The sequence below is a fragment of the Streptomyces sp. WZ.A104 genome (assembly GCF_002382885.1).
Lineage (GTDB): Bacteria > Actinomycetota > Actinomycetes > Streptomycetales > Streptomycetaceae > Streptomyces.
This window is the reverse complement of sequence record NZ_NWVL01000050.1, coordinates 18,507-35,021: the sequence shown is the minus strand read 5'-3', so window position 1 is coordinate 35,021 and position 16,515 is coordinate 18,507. Positions and strand designations below refer to the sequence as shown.

Genomic DNA, 16,515 nt, shown 5'->3' with positions numbered 1-16,515 from the left:
GGGGGCTCCTCGTGACGAGCGGGTGGCGGCGGTACAGGGCCGGGCCCCAGCCTAATGGGTGGGGGCCCGGCCCTCTCGTCCAGGTGGCCGCTGCGTCGGCCCTGTTCCGGCGCTCAGGCCAGCAGCTGGTTCTGCAGGATCACCGTCTGCTGGAAGGGGACGCGCGCCGCCTCTCGCTTGCCCGGGCGCTCGTGGACGATCAGTGCGACCGTGTCGCCCGCCAGCGTGTACGCCTGCCGGACGTGCTCGGCGCCGAAGGGAGCCTGCTCCTCGAAGACGAACGACGAGAGGTTCTCGATGTCGTTGTCCGAGCCCCAGTGGTCGTCGAACCGCATGGTGTCCGTACGGTCCAGCGGCGTACCGGCCGACGAGCCGACGTTCAGGTCGTCGATCAGGCCGCTCGCGAACGCCGTCGAGTTGAACCTCAGCAGATAGACCCGGGACACCGTGCCGTCCGGCATGGTCCACCCGCGGGCCGCGATGTGGCGCGGCGGCGCGTCCTTGAGGAGCTGGGCGACCGACTCCCGGTTCTGCGGCCGGTAGGCGGCGAGGAAGGTCTCCGTGGAGATCCAGCCGCCGGTCAGCTTCTTGTCCGGCTTCGCTCCGGCCGGGGCGGGCAGGAGCAGCTCGCGCAGGTCGGCGTGGTGGATCTCGGCCGGGTTGCCGGTACTGAACGGCCGGGGCTTACCGGCCGGGAGCGCGGGCAGCGACAGCTTCGGGTAGTCCCAGCGCCCGTCGCCCTCGGTGGCGAGCCCGGGCACGTCGGTCCGCTCCAGGGACGCGATCCCGAAGGCCGTACCGGTGCCGAGCAGCCCGAACACCAGGGCGGCGGCCGTCCACCGCGCCACGGCCCGCAGGACGCGCCGGGGCGGCCGGGGCGGCGTGGGCGACAGCGGCACGGCAGCCGCCTCGGGTGCCTCGGGTGCCTCGGGTGCCACGGGCATCTCGGGTGCCGCAGGTGTCCCGGGCGCCTCGGGCACCTCGCGCGCCTCGGGCTTCCCGGGCGCCTCGGGCATCCCAGACGACTCGGGCGTCCCGGGCGTCTCCGGGGTCATCGTCCGCTCGCTCATATGTACTCCCCCGGGGACGTGATGTGGTCGAGCTGGTCCTTCACCAGGTCCCTGACCCCCGACGGGCTGAACGGCTTGCTGCCGTACGCCTCCACGGAGACCGAGACCTCGCCGTCGTACGCCAGGCACAGCACACCGTCGAGGGTGTTCTTGTCGCCCTTGGGCAGGCGATAGCAGGTGGCCTTCTTGTGGCCCTCGATGCGCGGCCCCTTGCGGAAGCCTCGGAAGGAGTCCATCAGTTCCTTGCGGTCCAGGTAGGACCGGCGTACCGCCCGCTTGTCCTGCATCTTCATGACCTGGATGTTCACGACGAGGTCGTTCGCCTGCGAGGTGTACGAGCGCTGCGCGATGCCCTGGATACGGAGCTTCTCGACGAACTTGTTCAGCTCGCGGCGGTCCTTGCCCGCCAGGCCGCGCCCCATCTCCTTCATCGCCGCGGTGGCCTTCGCTCCGCTGGTCTCGTTGTCGTTGCCGAGTTCGCCGATGTCCGGGCCGAGGCGGTAGTCCTCGGGCACCGGCAGCAGCAGCTTGGACAGCTCCGTGTCGTGGCGGCCCCGGGACGGATCGCCCGCCGGGCCCTTGCCGGCAGGCGCGTGGTCCTCGTCCCAGACGGTCGTCGTGACCTTCCGGTCGGCGGTGTCCACGGTGGCGTTGGTGTAACCGGCCGCACCGCCGACCGCCGCCAGCACCAGAACGACGGGCAGCGCGGTCATCAACACCCGGCGCACGCGGCTCGCCGGGGCGGGGGCAGCCGCGGGCGCGGGCTCGACGGTCGGCTCCGACTCGGCGGTCGGCGCGGGCTCGGCGGTCGGCGCGGGCTCGGGTGCGGGCTGCGCCACAGGGGTCGTCTCGTCGTTCACAGCCGCTCCAGCTGTCGCTCGGCCAGCGTCCGGATGTCCTTCTTGCTGATCGGGACGGTGTCGTAGATGTTGATGTCCATCGCGATGTCACCGCGTACGGCCAGCGCCCTGGCCCGGTACGACGGGAGGTATCCGGCCTCCCGCTCGACCGGGAACAAGAAGTACCGCCCCTCGCGGCTCCCCTTGATCGCGTGGCCGAGGTTGCCCGCGCCGCCCTTTTCCTCGTCCATGTACGCGACTTGGTCGGCGACGTGGTCGGAGGCGCCGAGCAGGTCGCCGGACCGGAACTGGATCAGCTGGACCTGGATGTCGCCGTACTGCCCCCGCCGCCACGAGGCCGAGGCCACCCGGCGGAAGTCGCCCCCGGCCAGCGACTCGAACATGTAGTTCGGGTCCTTGTAGAAGTCCTGGGCGTATTCGGGCAGGGTCGCCCAGCCGTCACCGATGCCCAGTTCGTCGGCGAGCGACTTCTTGGCGCCCTTCGGCTTGTCGACGAGCAGCTTGCGCAGATCGCCGTCGGTCTTGACCTGCCGGTCCTGCGCAACGGGCAACGGGGCGGGGACCCGGTCCGCGGGCAGCGCCTTCGCCGGGTAGCCGAGGCCGGGCTGCGACAGCGCGGAGAGCGGTGTCGGCGGCCGCTCGGCCTGTATGCCGTAGCCCACGGCGACGCCGCCCGAGATCCCGAGCAGCGCGGCCGCGGTGATGATCAGCGTCGTACGCCCACGCGGCCGGCGGCGAGGCCCGGGCGTGCCGACCGGGGCCTCCGGCGCGGCAGGAATGGTGTCGTTCGGTTCCAAAAGGGTCCCCCCAAGAGACCTGAGGCGCGGGTTCCCTTACCTGCGCGCACATGTGACCCCCAGGTCAGCAAGGAGGTTGCCCCTCGGACGATTACAGTTCGGCATATGCCGAAGAAGCTAGTGATCAAGGTGACCGCCGGGCCCGAGGCCGCCGAGCGCTGCTCGCAGGCCTTCACCGTGGCGGCGGTGGCCGTCGCCAGCGGTGTCGAGGTCTCGCTCTGGCTGACCGGGGAGTCCTCGTGGTTCGCCCTGCCGGGCCGGGCGGCCGAGTTCGAACTGCCGCACGCCGCCCCGCTGCCCGATCTGCTGGACTCGATCCTGGCGGGCGGCCGGATCACCCTGTGCACGCAGTGCGCGGCCCGGCGCGAGATCACCGAGAAGGACGTGCTGGAGGGCGTACGCATCGCGGGGGCGCAGGTCTTCGTGCAGGAGGCCATGGCGGACGGCACCCAGGCGCTCGTCTACTGACAGCTCAGTAGCGCTTCTTGCCGTCCAGCTCGTCCCACCACTCGTCGGACTGCGGGTCCCCGGTGGGGTCGTCCCACCAGCGGTCCTCCGGGCCGCGCCGGCTGGCGATCATCGCGGCGATCGGCGGGATCACCATGGCGACCCCGCACATGCCGATGGCGACCGGCATGGACCACAGGCGCACGACGGCCCAGGCGGACACGAAGAGCGCGATGCATCCGCCCATCATGAGGAGGTAGTTCCGCCTGCGTCGGGCGTACATGCTTCCAGCGTAGGACTCCGGGCGCCGGACGGCACGAAGGGCCGCACCCCGCGTCAGGTGGCGTCCAACCCCCTGGGGTGCGGCCCTCCGGCCGTTCTGGGTGCCGGGGAAACCCGGCGTGCCGTGGATCCCGGGGGATCAGACGGCGATGGCGACCTCGGAGAGTCCGCCCGTCTGCGCGACGACCGTGCGGTCGGCGCTGCCGCCCGGGACCAGGGCGCGAAGCGTCCAGGTGCCCTCGGCGGCGTAGAACCGGAACTGTCCGGTGGCCGAGGTCGGGACCTCGGCGGTGAACTCACCGGTCGAGTCCAGGAGGCGCACGTAGCCGGTGACGGGCTCGCCGTCGCGGGTCACGCTGCCCTGGATGGTGGTCTCACCGGGCTTGATCGTCGAAGCGTCGGGGCCACCGGCCTGTGCTCCACACATGGTTCTGTCCTTCTGGTCGGGTCGTGCGGGTCGGTCGGAACTGCTGGGTGTGCGCTACTTGTTGGCGCCGAGTTCGATCGGCACGCCGACGAGGGAGCCGTACTCGGTCCAGGAACCGTCGTAGTTCTTGACGTTCTCCTGGCCGAGCAGCTCGTGGAGCACGAACCAGGTGAGCGCGGAGCGCTCACCGATGCGGCAGTAGGCGATGGTGTCCTTCGACAGGTCGACCTGCTCGTCCTCGTAGAGGGCCTTGAGCTCGTCGTCCGACTTGAAGGTGCCGTCGTCGTTGGCGTTCTTCGACCACGGGATGTTGCGGGCGCTCGGCACGTGGCCCGGGCGCTGCGACTGCTCCTGCGGGAGGTGCGCCGGGGCGAGCAGCTTGCCGCTGAACTCGTCGGGCGAACGCACGTCGACCAGGTTCTGGCTGCCGATGGCCTTCACGACGTCGTCGCGGTAGGCGCGGATCGACTCGTCCTGCGGCTTGGCCTTGTACTGGGTGGCCGGGCGCGTGGGAACGGCATCGGTCAGGTCGCGGGAGTCCAGCTCCCACTTCTTGCGGCCGCCGTCGAGGAGCTTGACGTTCTCGTGGCCGTACAGCTTGAAGTACCAGTAGGCGTACGACGCGAACCAGTTGTTGTTGCCGCCGTAGAGGACGACCAGCGTGTCGTTGGCGATGCCCTTCTCGCTGAGCAGCTTCTCGAAGCCGGCCTGGTCGACGAAGTCGCGGCGGACCGGGTCCTGGAGGTCCTTGGTCCAGTCGATCCGGATCGCGTTCTTGATGTGGTTCTTCTCGTACGCCGAGGTGTCCTCGTCCACCTCGACGATCGCGACCTGCGGGTCGTCGATGTGGGCCTCGACCCAGTCGGCGTCTACCAGGACGTCGCTGCGGCTCATGTTGTTCTCCTCCGGGGCAGTCTGCGGCGGGGTGGTGCGGAGTTGCTGAGTGCGGGTGCGGGGTGCGGCTGTACGCGCGGAGGCACGGAACGCGGCGCGTACGGGACACCCGGGGGCGGCCCTGACGACGGTCGAAGGGCCGGGGGAGGCGGGGCGGTGGGAACGGCCCCGTTCAGAAGGGGCGACAGAGCATGGCGGCGACGCGGCACAGGTCTACTGCCCGCCGCTTCGTGAGATCCGCCTGTCGCTTCATGGGTCCGATCGTAGGGAGGTACGCACGGAGATGTCACCGCCGTGTCGTATTGTGAGACACGATCATCCATGATGCGGGACGAGAGTGTGGTCGCCGCGCCGCGCATCCGCCGCCGGGCCCCTGGCGGCGGCTCCGGCATCTGCGGACCGGACGGGGGCGTCTCACTATCCGGATCAGCGGGTACGTACCCGCTCCCGGCCGGGCTCTCCCCTGCGTACAGCCCCGTCCGGCGCTCAGCCCGTCAGGGAGACGTCCGAGCCGGTCACCTGGATCTCCAGGCCCTTCTCGGTCACCTCGATCTTGCGCAGCTCCAAGCCCTTCGGCAGGCCGTCGATGTCACCCTCGAAGTCGGTCTTCTTACGGACCAGTTCCTCGACGCCGGGCAGTCCCTCGCCCGGCACCTGATCCGCGCGCACCTTGATCGTGTGACCGTCGAGGCGGGTCACGGTGGAGAGCACGCTGCGCGAGATCGGGCGGCCGAGGATCTCGACCGTGCCGGTGACCTTCGCCTTGCCGTTGCCGCCGTACTCGACGACGACGCCGTCGCTGGCCGCCGCCGTCAGGTCCTCGTAGGTGACGAGGGCGGTGCCGGTGGCGCGCGCGGCCGTAGCGCTGCGGTAGCCGGAGCCGAGCTTCACGTCGTGCAGCTGGGCCCGCACCTCGCTGACCCGCGTCGTGCGGCCGGCGGCGCTGGTGTTCATGCCGGTGAGGCTCACATCGACCCGGTCGAGCTGTGAGCCCGCGAGCTGGGTGAGGAAGGGGAATCCCTTGATCGAGATGTCCGTGGAGCCCGCGCTGCCGCCGCTGATCGTGACCCGGTCCTCGGCCTCGGACTCGGCGAAGTGGACCGCCACACGGTCGACGGCGATGAAGAGGCCGCCCAGCACCACCACCAGGACCAGCAGTATTCGCAGTGCGCGCATGTGTGTCGTTCCCCCACCCTGAGCCGATCGGTCCCCCCGGCGCCGCCCGTGAGCCTACTGCCGCAGGAATGGACGCCCCGGATGATCGACGAGCGGCGGCCCCCGATCGGTTCCCGGGGAACCGGTCGGGGGCCGCCGCGGACGAGCGTGCCGGTGGGCGTGGTGGCCGTCAGACGATGGCTCGGCCGATCAGATAGACCGCCGGGGCCGCCACGGTGAGCGGCAGCGCCACCCCGGCCGTCATGTGCACGAACCGCGACGGGTAGTCGTAGCTCGCCACCCGCAGCCCGATCAGCGCGCAGCCGCCCGCCGCGAGGCCCAGCAGGGCCCCCTTCACGCCGAAGTCCGTCCATCCGCCCACCGCGACCCCCGCGCCCGTACCCGCGAGCAGGGCCACCGCGACGGAGACCGTGCCGGGCAGCGGCAGCGCCCGGGCGAGCACAGCGGCCGCGACCGCCACCCCTCCGACCGTCACCGCGTCCGGGACCGCCGCGAGGTGTCCCCCCGCGAGGACCGCGAGGGCGGCCGAGACGACGGTGGCCATCAGGCCGTACATCCGCTCGTCGGCTCCCGCGTGGCTGCGGAGCTGGAGGACCACGGTGAGCAGCACCCAGACGCCCAGGGTGCCCAGCAGCGCGGCGGGACCGTGCTCCCGGCCCGCCGCGAGCAGGGCTGCATCGGCGACGAGCCCGCCGGCGAAGGCGAGCACGATGCCCTGGCGGGCGGGCCACATGCCGTTGAGCCGGAACCAACCGGCAGCGGTCACCGCCTGGAGCAGCACGACCGGGACGAGCAGGGCGTACGACCCGATGGCCGCGCCCCCGGCGAGGAGCAGGCCGAGGACGGCGGTGAGCGCCGCGGGCTGCATCCCGGGCGCGATGATCGGCGAGCGCCCCTCGGCGCGGGCCCGCTGGGCGTCGGTGATCCGGGCGTTGCCGAGAGTGGTGGGGGCGCTGTACCCGGAGCCGTCGGCCACCGGCCGCGCGGTCGCGGGCTCGGGCGCGGGCGACGGCGGTGCGGCGGGTGCGGGCGCGGCCGGGACCTCGGGCGGCAGCGGAAGGGATCCCGAGGCCGCCTGGGACGGCAGATAGGCGGTGTCGGCCGCGGCCTGCGGGTACGCCTGCGGATCGGCCGCGGCCTGCGGGTACGCCTGCTGCTGATACGGCTGCTGCTGCTGATGCGTCTGATGCTGATACGGCTGCTGCGGCTGCTGCGGCTCTTGCTGATACGGCTGCTGCGGCTGCGGCTGCGGTGTGCCGTACGGATCGGGCCCCTGTGCCCCGTACACGCCCGGCTGTCCTTGCGGCTGCCCGTCCGGCCGGATCGTCGGCTGGTACTGCGTGTCCCAGGTCGGCGCCTGCCAGGTCTGCGTCGCGCCCTGGTCGAAGTTGTCCGGTGTTCGGGGGGCCGCGGGCTGCCCGGCCGTCCCGTCGGGCCAGTACGGCTGCTGCTGCGGGTCGTACGGGTACGGGTACTGCTGATCGCTGCTGCTCATGGCCTGCGGTTCACCCTCCTGCGAACGGCGGGAGCACCTCGACCGTGCCGCCCTCGGCAAGGCGTACGGTCTCATGCCCGCGGGTCCCGACGGGGTGCCCGTCGATGAGGAAGGAGCACCGCTGGAGCACCCGGCTCAGCTCGCCCGGGTGCCGCTCGCGCACCGCGTCGAGCGCCTCGGCGAGGGTCGCAGCCGCGTACGGTTCCTCCGCGGTGCCCGCGGCGGCCTTCGCCGCAGCCCAGTAGCGGATCGTCCCCGCTGCCATGGCGCCACTCCTTCGGTTCGGTCGTCGGACGTGGTGTGCGTCCTGTGCGTCAGTTGTCCATGATGGGGCACGCCGCGACCGCCCAGTCGGCGATGCGGGTGAGGAGGGCGTCGTCCGCCGCGTTCTCCGCGTGCCCCATCCCCCGCTCCAGCCACAGTTCCGCACCGCCCGCCCCCGCCGCGTCCGCCAGCATCCTCGGGTGGTCCAACGGGAAGTACGGGTCCCGGTCGCCGTGCACGAGGAGCAGCGGGGCCGGGGCGATGAGCGGAACGGACTGCACCGGGGAGAGCGGGACGGGGTTCCACTCCTCGGTGGCGATGCGGGTGCGGAGTCCGTAGCGGCCGACGAACCGGCCCGAGGGGCGGGTGACCACCCAGTGCAGGCGGCGCATCGGAGCCGTACCCCGGTAGTACCAACGGGCGGGAGCACTGACGGAGACCACGGCATCCGAATGCGCCCCCATGCGCCCCCTATGCCTCTCGCGCGCCGCTACGCGAACGGAGGCATCCGGCACCCCGGAATCCGCCGTACCCGACCTCGTACCTGTGTCCGTATCCGCATCCGCATCCGTATACAGAGCGCCGTGCCGCAGCACCACCGAGCCGCCCATCGAGAACCCGACCGTAACCACCCGCGCGTGCCCCAGCTCGCGCGCCCAGGCCACCGCGGCGGCCAGGTCCAGCACCTCGCGGTCGCCCACCGTGGAGCGCCCGCCGGACCGTCCGTGCCCCCGGAACGAGAACGTGATCACGGCCGCACGCTGCGCGAACGCCCGCGCGGCCCGGCGGACGGCCGGACGGTCGGCCGAGCCGGTGAAGCCGTGTGCCACCACGATCGCGAGGGTCTCGGCGGCTGTGTCCACCGGTGCCCCGGAACCCGCCGTACACGGTTCGTACACCGCCTCGACCGGTACGCCGTCATCGGTCAGCAATGTGGCGAATCGTGGGACCCGCGTGAGCAAGGGAACAGAAGAACTCAGGAATCGACCCTCGGACACTGAACTCATGTGGGCTATTCTGCTGCGAAGAGGATCCGGGCAATGCAGCCCCCGGGTCCTTTTGTGCTTTCCGGGCGTTGTTACGGAGACGTTTCGACAAGCTCAGCGGTCCCAGGGCGCGGGACCGCACCGTGAAACCTGTATGACGTACGAAGCAGTGCCGCATACTCCCCCGGGTCCGACCCGGGAGTGCCCCTCTCGCAGGGAACGAGGAGGACCGACGTAATGGGCGAGCGAACCGTGCAACACGATCGACCGAACCGGGCAGGTGGGCGGCGATGAGTTCACTGCTGCTTCTGACGAACGCACTCCAGCCGTCGACGGAGGTGCTCCCCGCCCTGGGCCTCCTGCTCCACAGCGTGCGGGTGGCCCCCGCCGAGGGCCCGGCCCTGGTGGACACCCCGGGTGCCGACGTGATCCTGATCGACGGGCGCCGCGACCTGCCGCAGGTCCGCTCGCTCTGCCAGCTGCTGCGGTCCACCGGGCCCGGCTGTCCGCTGATCCTCGTCGTCACCGAGGGCGGCCTCGCGGCCGTCACCGCCGACTGGGGCATCGACGACGTCCTGCTGGACACGGCGGGTCCGGCCGAGGTCGAGGCGCGGCTGCGGCTGGCGACCGGGCGGCAGCAGATCAGCTCCGACGACTCCCCGATGGAGATCCGCAACGGTGATCTCTCCGTCGACGAGGCGACGTACAGCGCGAAGCTCAAGGGCCGGGTCCTCGACCTGACGTTCAAGGAATTCGAACTGCTGAAATACCTCGCCCAGCATCCGGGCCGGGTGTTCACCCGCGCCCAGCTCCTCCAGGAGGTCTGGGGCTACGACTACTTCGGCGGTACGCGGACGGTCGACGTCCACGTCCGGCGGCTGCGCGCCAAGCTCGGCCCCGAGCACGAGTCACTGATCGGCACCGTGCGCAACGTCGGCTACCGCTTCGTCGCGCCGGAGAAGATCGAGCGGGCCGCCGAGGAGCCGAAGGACCGGGCGGCGGCCGAGCAGCCGTCCGGCGAAGCCATCGCCCGTTCGGAGCAGTCGCCGGCGGCCGGGGTGACGGAAGAAGCCCCGGTAGAGGCTGCCAAGCGGTAGTTCCATCCGCGTAGACTGCCGCGCGTGGCCAAGGTGACGCGGGACGATGTGGCGAGACTGGCGGGGACGTCGACCGCGGTCGTCAGCTACGTCATCAACAACGGACCCCGGCCGGTCGCCCCGGCCACGCGCGAGCGGGTACTCGCCGCGATCAAGGAGCTGGGCTACCGGCCCGACCGGGTCGCCCAGGCCATGGCCTCGCGGCGCACGGACCTCATAGGCATGATCGTGCCGGACGCCCGGCAGCCGTTCTTCGCGGAGATGGCGCACGCGGTCGAACAGGCCGCCGCCGAACGCGGGAAGATGGTGCTCGTCGGCAACTCCGACTACCGCGACGAGCGCGAGGTCCACTATCTGCGGGCCTTCCTCGGGATGCGCGTCTCCGGGCTGATCCTGGTCAGCCAGGGCCCCAGCGAGCGGGCGGCGGCCGAGATCGAGGCGTGGGACGCCCGGGTCGTCCTGCTGCACGAGCGGCCCGAGGCGATCGACGACGTCGCGGTCGTCACGGACGACGTGGGCGGCGCGCAGCTCGCCACCCGCCACCTGCTGGAGCACGGCAACGCGTACGTGGCCTGCCTCGGCGGTATGGAGTCGACCCCGGTGGTCGGCGACCCGGTGGCCGACCACGTCGAGGGCTGGCGCCGGGCGATGCACGAGTCGGGCCGCTCCACGGAGGGCCGGCTCTTCCAGGCCCCGTACAACCGTTACGACGCCTATCAGGTGGCCCTCGGCCTGCTGTCGGGCCCGGACCGGCCCCCGGCGATCTTCTGCGCCACGGACGACCAGGCCTTCGGCGTGCTGCGGGCCGCCCGGGAGCTGCGCATCGACGTGCCCCGGGAGCTGGCGGTGGCGGGCTTCGACGACGTGAAGGAAGCCGGTCTCACCGATCCGCCACTGACCACGGTCCACTCCGACCGCCCGGCGATGGCGCGGGCGGCGGTGGACCTGGTGCTGGACGACGCGCTGCGGGTCTCCGGTTCGCGGCGGGAGCGGTTGAAGCAGTTCCCCTCGGCGCTGGTGGTCCGGCGCTCGTGCGGCTGCGGGGAACCCCCGCCCGCCGCCTGATCCTCCTGATCAGCCTCATCCGCCTCATCCGCCTCATCCGCCGCCGTGCCCTCTCCTCGTACGGCCCCTGAATGCCTTTTACATCGGGCATACGCGGTTCTGCCGGGCTTCTCAGGACGTACTCAGACCCTTCTCATGTTCGCTCGCCAGCCTGGTGCACATGACGGAGAACCCCCGCCCGAGCGGCGCGTACACGACGGACCAGGACCCCACCTCGTACTCGTACGACGGCACGGCGTACGGCACCACGCACGCCGACGCCGCGGGCGGCTACCCGCCGCCGCCCCCGTACGCGCCCGCCGGCAGGCGCCGGGCGAAGCGACCGGTGGCCCTGCTGACGGCGGTGGCGCTCGCCGCCGCCGTGATCGGCGGCGGCACCGCGACGCTGGTCGGGCAGCTCACCGACGGCGGGGCGCGTGCCACCGGCTCCGGCGGGGCGGTCAACGGCACCACGGTCTCGCAGAGCAGCAAGGGCACCGTCGCGGGCGTCGCGGAGGCGGTCTCCCCCACCATCGTGGAGATCGGCGCGTCCTCGTCGGCGGGCAGGTCCACCGGGTCCGGGGTGGTGATCACCGCGGACGGCGAGGTCGTCACCAACAACCACGTGATCTCGGGTGCGCAGCAGATCCAGGTCACCCTCTCCACCGGGAAGACCTACACCGCCGATGTCGTGGGCACCGACCCCGACAAGGACCTGGCGCTGATCAAGCTCCGGGGCGCGAGCGGGCTGAAGACGGCCACGCTCGGGGACTCCTCGCAGGTCGAGGTCGGTGACCAGGTCGTCGCGATCGGCTCGCCGGAGGGCCTGACCGGCACGGTCACCAGCGGGATCATCTCCGCGCTGGACCGGGACGTCACGGTGGCGAAGGACGACTCCGGGCAGGGCTCACGCCAGGGCCAGAGCCAGGGTCAGGGTCAGCGCGGCGGGAGCGACCCGTGGCCGTTCGAGTTCGGCGGCCGGCAGTTCAACGGCGACACGGGCGAGCAGACGACCACGTACAAGGCGCTCCAGACCGACGCCTCACTCAACCCCGGCAACTCCGGCGGGGCGCTGATCAACATGGACGGGGAGATCATCGGCATCAACTCCGCGATGTACGCGCCCAGTTCGTCGGCGGCGGGCAGTGGTTCAGCGGCGGGCAGCGTGGGCCTCGGCTTCGCGATCCCGGTGAACACGCTGAAGGCGGACCTGGACACCCTGCGGGCGGGCGACGCCTCCTGATCCCGTACAGCACCCCGGCCGTGCAAGGCTGAGGGCGCCCCGTCGGCCGGACACGAGAAGAGGACACGCAGCGATGAGCCCCGCCGAAGACGATCCCCAGCGCATCCTGATCGTCGACGACGAACCGGCCGTACGCGAGGCCCTGCGACGCAGCCTCGCCTTCGAGGGATACGGCACCCAGGTCGCGGTCGACGGGTACGACGCCCTGGCGACGGCCGAGGCGTACGCCCCCGACCTCATCGTCCTGGACATCCAGATGCCCCGGATGGACGGCCTCACCGCAGCCCGCCGCATCCGGGCCACCGGCTCCACCACGCCCATCCTGATGCTCACCGCCCGCGACACCGTCGGGGACCGGGTCACCGGCCTCGACGCGGGGGCGGACGACTACCTGGTCAAGCCGTTCGAGCTGGACGAGCTGCTCGCCCGCATCCGGGCCCTGCTGCGCCGCAGCTCCTACGCGTCGACGGCGGCGGGCGCGGACACCCCGGACGACGACGTGCTCTCCTTCGCCGACCTGCGGATGGACCTGTCCACCCGCGAGGTCACCCGGGGCGATCGCCGGGTCGAGCTGACGCGCACCGAGTTCACGCTGCTGGAGATGTTCCTGTCCCACCCGCGCCAGGTGCTGACCCGGGAGCAGATCCTCAAGGCGGTCTGGGGCTTCGACTTCGAGCCGAGCTCCAACTCCCTGGACGTGTACGTGATGTACCTGCGCCGCAAGACGGAGGCGGGCGGCGAACCGCGCCTCGTCCACACCGTGCGCGGGGTGGGCTACGCGCTGCGCACGGGCGGGAGCGGCGAGGCGTGAGCACGGCGCGACCCCCCGCGGGCCGGGCCGGGCCCGCCGTGAACCGGTTCGTACGCCGCTTCCGGGCGCTGCCGCTGCGCTCCCGGCTCGCGATCCTGGTCGCCACGGCGGTGGCGGTGGCGGTGGCGGCGGTGGCGGTGGCGTGCTGGTTCGTGACCCGCGCCCAGCTGGAGGACCAGCTCGACGACTCGCTGCGCGACGCGAAGATGGACAACGCGCCGATGCGCGATCTGCTGAGCTCGTGCCTGAGCGGCGGGCAGTTGCCCGCCCAGGAGTTCCCCGGCCAGTACACCGTGCAGATCGTCGCGGCGAACGGGAGCTACTGCACGGCTCCGAACACCACCCCCGTACCCGCCCAGCCGAGTGACGTGGCCGTGGCGGCGGGGGAGCGGAGTGACGCCCTGCACACGACGGAGAACGACGCCGGACAGGACATGCGGGTCTACACCCGCAAGCTGCCCCCGGTGGTCAGCTCCGGCCAGGCCAACAACCAGCTCGCGGTCTCCGTGGCCCGCCCGCTCAGCGAGATCGACGCACCGCTGTCCACGCTCGCCTGGGTGCTGGCCCTCGTCGGCGGCATCGGCGTCGTCGGCGCCGGCGCGGCAGGCCTGTGGGTGGCCAGGGCGGGCCTGCGCCCCGTGGACGAACTGACGGAGGCCGTCGAACACGTGGCGCGCACGGAGGACCTGACCGTACGTATCCCGGTCGACGGGGAGGACGAGATCGCCCGCCTCTCGAACTCCTTCAACTCCATGGCCGCCCAGCTCGCCTCCTCCCGCGACCGCCAGGCCCAGCTGATCGCGGACGCGGGCCACGAACTGCGCACCCCGCTGACCTCGCTGCGGACGAACGTGGAACTGCTGGCGCGCAGCGACGAGACGGGCCGGGTGATCCCGCCGGAGGACCGGAAGGCGTTGATGGCCTCGGTGAAGGCCCAGATGACGGAGCTGGCGGCACTGATCGGCGACCTCCAGGAACTGGCCCGCCCGGACGCCGCGGAACCGGGCCCGCTCCAGGTGGTGGCCCTGCACGAGATCACCCGCACCGCCCTGCGCCGCGCCCGGCTGCGGGGCCCCGAGCTGACGGTCACGGAGGACCTGGCCCCCTGGTACGTACGGGCCGAACCGGCCGCCCTGGAGCGGGCGATCGTCAACGTCCTGGACAACGCGGTGAAGTTCAGCCCGCCGCGCGGCACGATCGACGTACGGCTGCACCGGGGCGAACTGACCGTCCGGGACCGCGGCCCCGGCATCCCCGCCGAGGAACTCCCCCACGTCTTCGAACGCTTCTGGCGCTCCCCCTCCGCCCGCCAGCTCCCCGGCTCGGGCCTGGGCCTGTCGATCGTCGCCCGTACGGTGCACCAGGCGGGCGGCGAGATCACGCTGCGCCCGGCCCCCGACGACGGCCCCGGCACGGTCGCCACGATCGGGCTGCCGGGGGCGCCGACTCCACCGCCGGAGCTGTGAGGCCGCTCCGGCGGACCGGGCGGGCGTCTCGGAGGCGGCGGAACCGGGCGCTGGAGGAGATCCGCTCGCGTCGGCACCGACGGCGTCATCCCGTGGTCGCTCTGCGCCCGCCGCACGGGCGAGCACCGGTCGCCCTGGCGACGGATGCTGAACAGCCACCCTTCACACGATGATCGACGACATCGGATCTCGTCGAGGAGGGCACACGTGACCACACGGACCAAGGCCACAGCAGCAGCACCGGCAACCGAGTCGTCAGTCCGCGCGCCGGCCGGCGGCGAACCCGTCGAGCCCGTTCCCCGCTGGGCGGTCCGGATGGCCCATGCCATCCCCCTGTGTGTCCTGCCGTCCGGGTTGTGGCGTGTCGCGCTGGTGCTGGGCCTGGCCGGATACGACTCGGACTACCAATGGGCGGTGTGGGAACGCCCTTACGTGATCGGACTGTCCGTGGTATCCGAAGGACTCGCGCTGCTCGCCCTCGGGCTGGTGCGGCCGTGGGGCGAAGTCGTCCCGCGTTGGGTGCCGGGGCTGCGCGGCAGACGGATACCGATACCGGCGGTGGTCATTCCGGCCGCACTCGGGGCGGCGCTGATCATGATGCTCTGCGCGTACGGCACGCTGAACCAGATCTTCGGCTTCATGGAGCCGCTGAACGACGACGGCACCGGTCTCCCTACCAGTGGTCCTGCCGCCTGGGCGCTGTGGACGACGTACGCCCCGCTCCTCGCCTGGGGCCCGCTCCTGGTGATCCTCACCGTCGCGTACTACCGACGCCGCCGGGCGAACGACGCATCGGCTGCCGCTCGGCCCGCGGCCGGATAGCGGGCCCGGCCGGGCCCGCCGTCGCGCAGGCCGCCCGCGAGCGCACAACCGCCGGCGCCGCAGGCCCGAGCCTCCCCGCCCCGGACCGAGGCGGGGAGGCTCAGCGGCGGCGCGTGCCCCTCACTCGGCCGGGTTGTGCCGGATCAGCGACTCGACCAGACCGGACCGCTGATTCGGGTAGTCCATCGGGACGATGCCCAGCCCCGTCCACCCGGCGGTCTCGGAGCGCTCCAGGAAGGAGTGGACCTGGGGGTTGAGCCGGTCCGCGTTCCAGCGGGGCGGCATCAGGGCGGCGGTGGAGACGTAGTTCATGAAGAACTTGCCCGGCTGCTGGGCCGCCCTGCGGAACTGGGCTTCGATCTTCGGGTACTTGGCGAACGGCTCGGCCATGTAGTCGTCCTGGATGTCGAAGACGGCAGGATCGCCGTAACGCACCCCGGGCAGGCCCCCGTTGTCCGCCAGCAGCACCACCTTGCCGCGGGCCCCGCCGAGGTCGGGAAGCGCGGAGCCGAGGCGGAACAGGGGCCGCCAGCCCCTCGCGTCCAGGTAGTCGTCGAAGACCGCCCGGAACGCGGCGTCGCTCTCGGAGGAGTACTCCTGCTTGACCCTCATCAGCACCGTCTCGCTCGGCCGCGCGGCGAGGAAGTCCCAGCAGGCGACGAGGACATCACCGAACATCATGTTCTGGAACGCGGCCCCGTGATGGATCGCGAACGAGCCGTCGATGAGGCGGCAGCGTACGTCCAGGAAGCGGATGCCGCTCTCCAACTGCTGTGCGATCGTGGTGTTCTGGCACTCCGACCAGGGCCCGCCGAACCGGGCACCCGAGTCGTGTGTCCCCGGGATCGTCAGCCGCTGGAGTGCGGTGCCGTCGGGCAGGCCGCCCATCCAGTCATGCGTCCCGCGTACGGTCCGGGACGCCTCGCGCGAGGCGGCGACGGCCGGTGCGGCGCCGAGGATCGCGGTGGCGGAGACCGCGAGTGCGCCGGCCAGGAATCCTCTGCGGGTGCTCAGGGGCGCGGGCACGGGGGTGGACACGGGGTGCCTCCAAGGGCCGCGGGGGAAGGGCCTTTGGATTGTGACGGGTACACGTCATGTCCGGAAGAGGGTGGACGGCACCTTGGGTTCGGAGCCGTCGCACCCGGCCTCGACCGCCCGGCGGCCGACCAACGCGCACGACTCGACGTGCTCGGGCACCTCGGACTTCTCCGGGACGCGCGGCATCGACGTGGACTGCGGGCCCGTTGGCGTGGACACGTCGCCGACCGCAGCGACGGCGGAGGGCCCGACGGCTGAGCCATCCGGCGGCGCTCTCTCACACGTGGCGGTGACCC

General features: G+C 72.0%; 20 protein-coding genes. 7 read left to right on the top strand and 13 right to left on the bottom strand.

The features are described from left to right. Positions 1-113: 113 nt before the first annotated feature. Genes CIB93_RS24635 through CIB93_RS24625 form a run of 3 tightly spaced genes read right to left on the bottom strand, consistent with a single transcriptional unit; the run spans position 114 to position 2,727 of the window. Complete coding sequence (locus CIB93_RS24635) at positions 114-1,070, bottom strand: hypothetical protein (protein ID WP_179500236.1); 957 nt, start codon at positions 1,068-1,070, stop codon at positions 114-116. Continuing rightward, positions 1,067-1,930 (bottom strand): hypothetical protein, encoded by an 864-nt coding sequence (locus CIB93_RS24630; protein WP_373558800.1) that lies wholly within the window; start codon positions 1,928-1,930, stop codon positions 1,067-1,069. Before CIB93_RS24630 ends, CIB93_RS24635 begins: the two co-directional genes overlap by 4 nt. Next, entirely contained in the window at positions 1,927-2,727 is an 801-nt protein-coding gene (locus CIB93_RS24625) for a hypothetical protein (RefSeq protein ID WP_179500235.1), read from the bottom strand. Before CIB93_RS24625 ends, CIB93_RS24630 begins: the two co-directional genes overlap by 4 nt. A 105-nt stretch (positions 2,728-2,832) precedes the next feature. Here CIB93_RS24625 and CIB93_RS24620 point away from each other — a divergent pair, with 105 nt between their 5' ends. Next, positions 2,833-3,195, top strand: a complete 363-nt coding sequence (locus tag CIB93_RS24620; RefSeq protein WP_096629899.1) for a DsrE family protein — start codon at positions 2,833-2,835, stop codon at positions 3,193-3,195. Positions 3,196-3,199: 4 nt separating this feature from the next. Here CIB93_RS24620 and CIB93_RS24615 read toward each other — a convergent pair whose 3' ends face one another. The 8 genes from CIB93_RS24615 to CIB93_RS24585 all read right to left on the bottom strand — a co-directional run bounded on the left by CIB93_RS24615 (position 3,200) and on the right by CIB93_RS24585 (position 8,644). Beyond that, positions 3,200-3,457: a DUF3099 domain-containing protein gene (locus tag CIB93_RS24615; protein ID WP_096629897.1), complete on the bottom strand. Its 258-nt coding sequence runs from the start codon at positions 3,455-3,457 to the stop codon at positions 3,200-3,202. A 138-nt stretch (positions 3,458-3,595) separates the two neighbouring features. Then, on the bottom strand, positions 3,596-3,883 hold the full coding sequence (locus CIB93_RS24610; RefSeq protein WP_003968135.1) for a DUF1416 domain-containing protein: 288 nt from the start codon (positions 3,881-3,883) through the stop codon (positions 3,596-3,598). A gap of 54 nt (positions 3,884-3,937) precedes the next feature. Continuing rightward, a complete protein-coding gene (locus tag CIB93_RS24605; protein WP_096629896.1) occupies positions 3,938-4,777 on the bottom strand; it encodes a sulfurtransferase in 840 nt (279 codons plus the stop codon). A gap of 172 nt (positions 4,778-4,949) precedes the next feature. Then, entirely contained in the window at positions 4,950-5,030 is an 81-nt protein-coding gene (locus tag CIB93_RS39665; protein ID WP_350751515.1) for an Ms5788A family Cys-rich leader peptide, read from the bottom strand. A 233-nt stretch (positions 5,031-5,263) separates the two neighbouring features. Next, positions 5,264-5,953 (bottom strand): DUF2993 domain-containing protein, encoded by a 690-nt coding sequence (locus CIB93_RS24600; protein ID WP_096629895.1) that lies wholly within the window; start codon positions 5,951-5,953, stop codon positions 5,264-5,266. Positions 5,954-6,122: 169 nt separating this feature from the next. Beyond that, on the bottom strand, positions 6,123-7,448 hold the full coding sequence (locus CIB93_RS24595) for a hypothetical protein (RefSeq protein WP_096629893.1): 1,326 nt from the start codon (positions 7,446-7,448) through the stop codon (positions 6,123-6,125). Positions 7,449-7,458: 10 nt separating this feature from the next. Continuing rightward, complete coding sequence (locus CIB93_RS24590) at positions 7,459-7,713, bottom strand: MoaD/ThiS family protein (RefSeq protein ID WP_096629892.1); 255 nt, start codon at positions 7,711-7,713, stop codon at positions 7,459-7,461. Between the two features lie 49 nt (positions 7,714-7,762). Beyond that, positions 7,763-8,644 (bottom strand): S9 family peptidase, encoded by an 882-nt coding sequence (locus CIB93_RS24585; protein WP_257002339.1) that lies wholly within the window; start codon positions 8,642-8,644, stop codon positions 7,763-7,765. A gap of 344 nt (positions 8,645-8,988) precedes the next feature. On the opposite strand from CIB93_RS24585, the gene CIB93_RS24580 reads away from it, so the two are divergent. The 6 genes from CIB93_RS24580 (at position 8,989) to CIB93_RS24555 (ending at position 15,181) form a co-directional block, all read left to right on the top strand. After that, positions 8,989-9,795: a response regulator transcription factor gene (locus CIB93_RS24580; protein ID WP_096629889.1), complete on the top strand. Its 807-nt coding sequence runs from the start codon at positions 8,989-8,991 to the stop codon at positions 9,793-9,795. 24 nt (positions 9,796-9,819) lie between these two features. Beyond that, entirely contained in the window at positions 9,820-10,860 is a 1,041-nt protein-coding gene (locus CIB93_RS24575) for a LacI family DNA-binding transcriptional regulator (RefSeq protein ID WP_096629887.1), read from the top strand. A 160-nt stretch (positions 10,861-11,020) separates the two neighbouring features. Beyond that, entirely contained in the window at positions 11,021-12,082 is a 1,062-nt protein-coding gene (locus tag CIB93_RS24570) for a S1C family serine protease (protein ID WP_096629885.1), read from the top strand. Positions 12,083-12,155: 73 nt separating this feature from the next. Next, entirely contained in the window at positions 12,156-12,893 is a 738-nt protein-coding gene (locus CIB93_RS24565) for a response regulator transcription factor (protein ID WP_096629884.1), read from the top strand. Next, positions 12,890-14,359: a HAMP domain-containing sensor histidine kinase gene (locus tag CIB93_RS24560; RefSeq protein ID WP_179500234.1), complete on the top strand. Its 1,470-nt coding sequence runs from the start codon at positions 12,890-12,892 to the stop codon at positions 14,357-14,359. The genes CIB93_RS24565 and CIB93_RS24560 overlap by 4 nt, the downstream gene beginning before the upstream one ends. A gap of 207 nt (positions 14,360-14,566) precedes the next feature. Further along, positions 14,567-15,181 carry a hypothetical protein gene (locus tag CIB93_RS24555; RefSeq protein WP_257002338.1) on the top strand — a complete coding sequence of 205 codons (615 nt, stop codon included), beginning with the start codon at positions 14,567-14,569 and terminating at the stop codon, positions 15,179-15,181. A gap of 120 nt (positions 15,182-15,301) precedes the next feature. Here the strand turns inward: CIB93_RS24555 and CIB93_RS24550 are convergent, their stop codons facing one another. Next, positions 15,302-16,219 carry a phosphatidylinositol-specific phospholipase C gene (locus CIB93_RS24550; RefSeq protein WP_096629882.1) on the bottom strand — a complete coding sequence of 306 codons (918 nt, stop codon included), beginning with the start codon at positions 16,217-16,219 and terminating at the stop codon, positions 15,302-15,304. A 54-nt stretch (positions 16,220-16,273) separates the two neighbouring features. Then, positions 16,274-16,438 (bottom strand): hypothetical protein, encoded by a 165-nt coding sequence (locus tag CIB93_RS38070; RefSeq protein ID WP_179500233.1) that lies wholly within the window; start codon positions 16,436-16,438, stop codon positions 16,274-16,276. Positions 16,439-16,515: the final 77 nt, after the last annotated feature.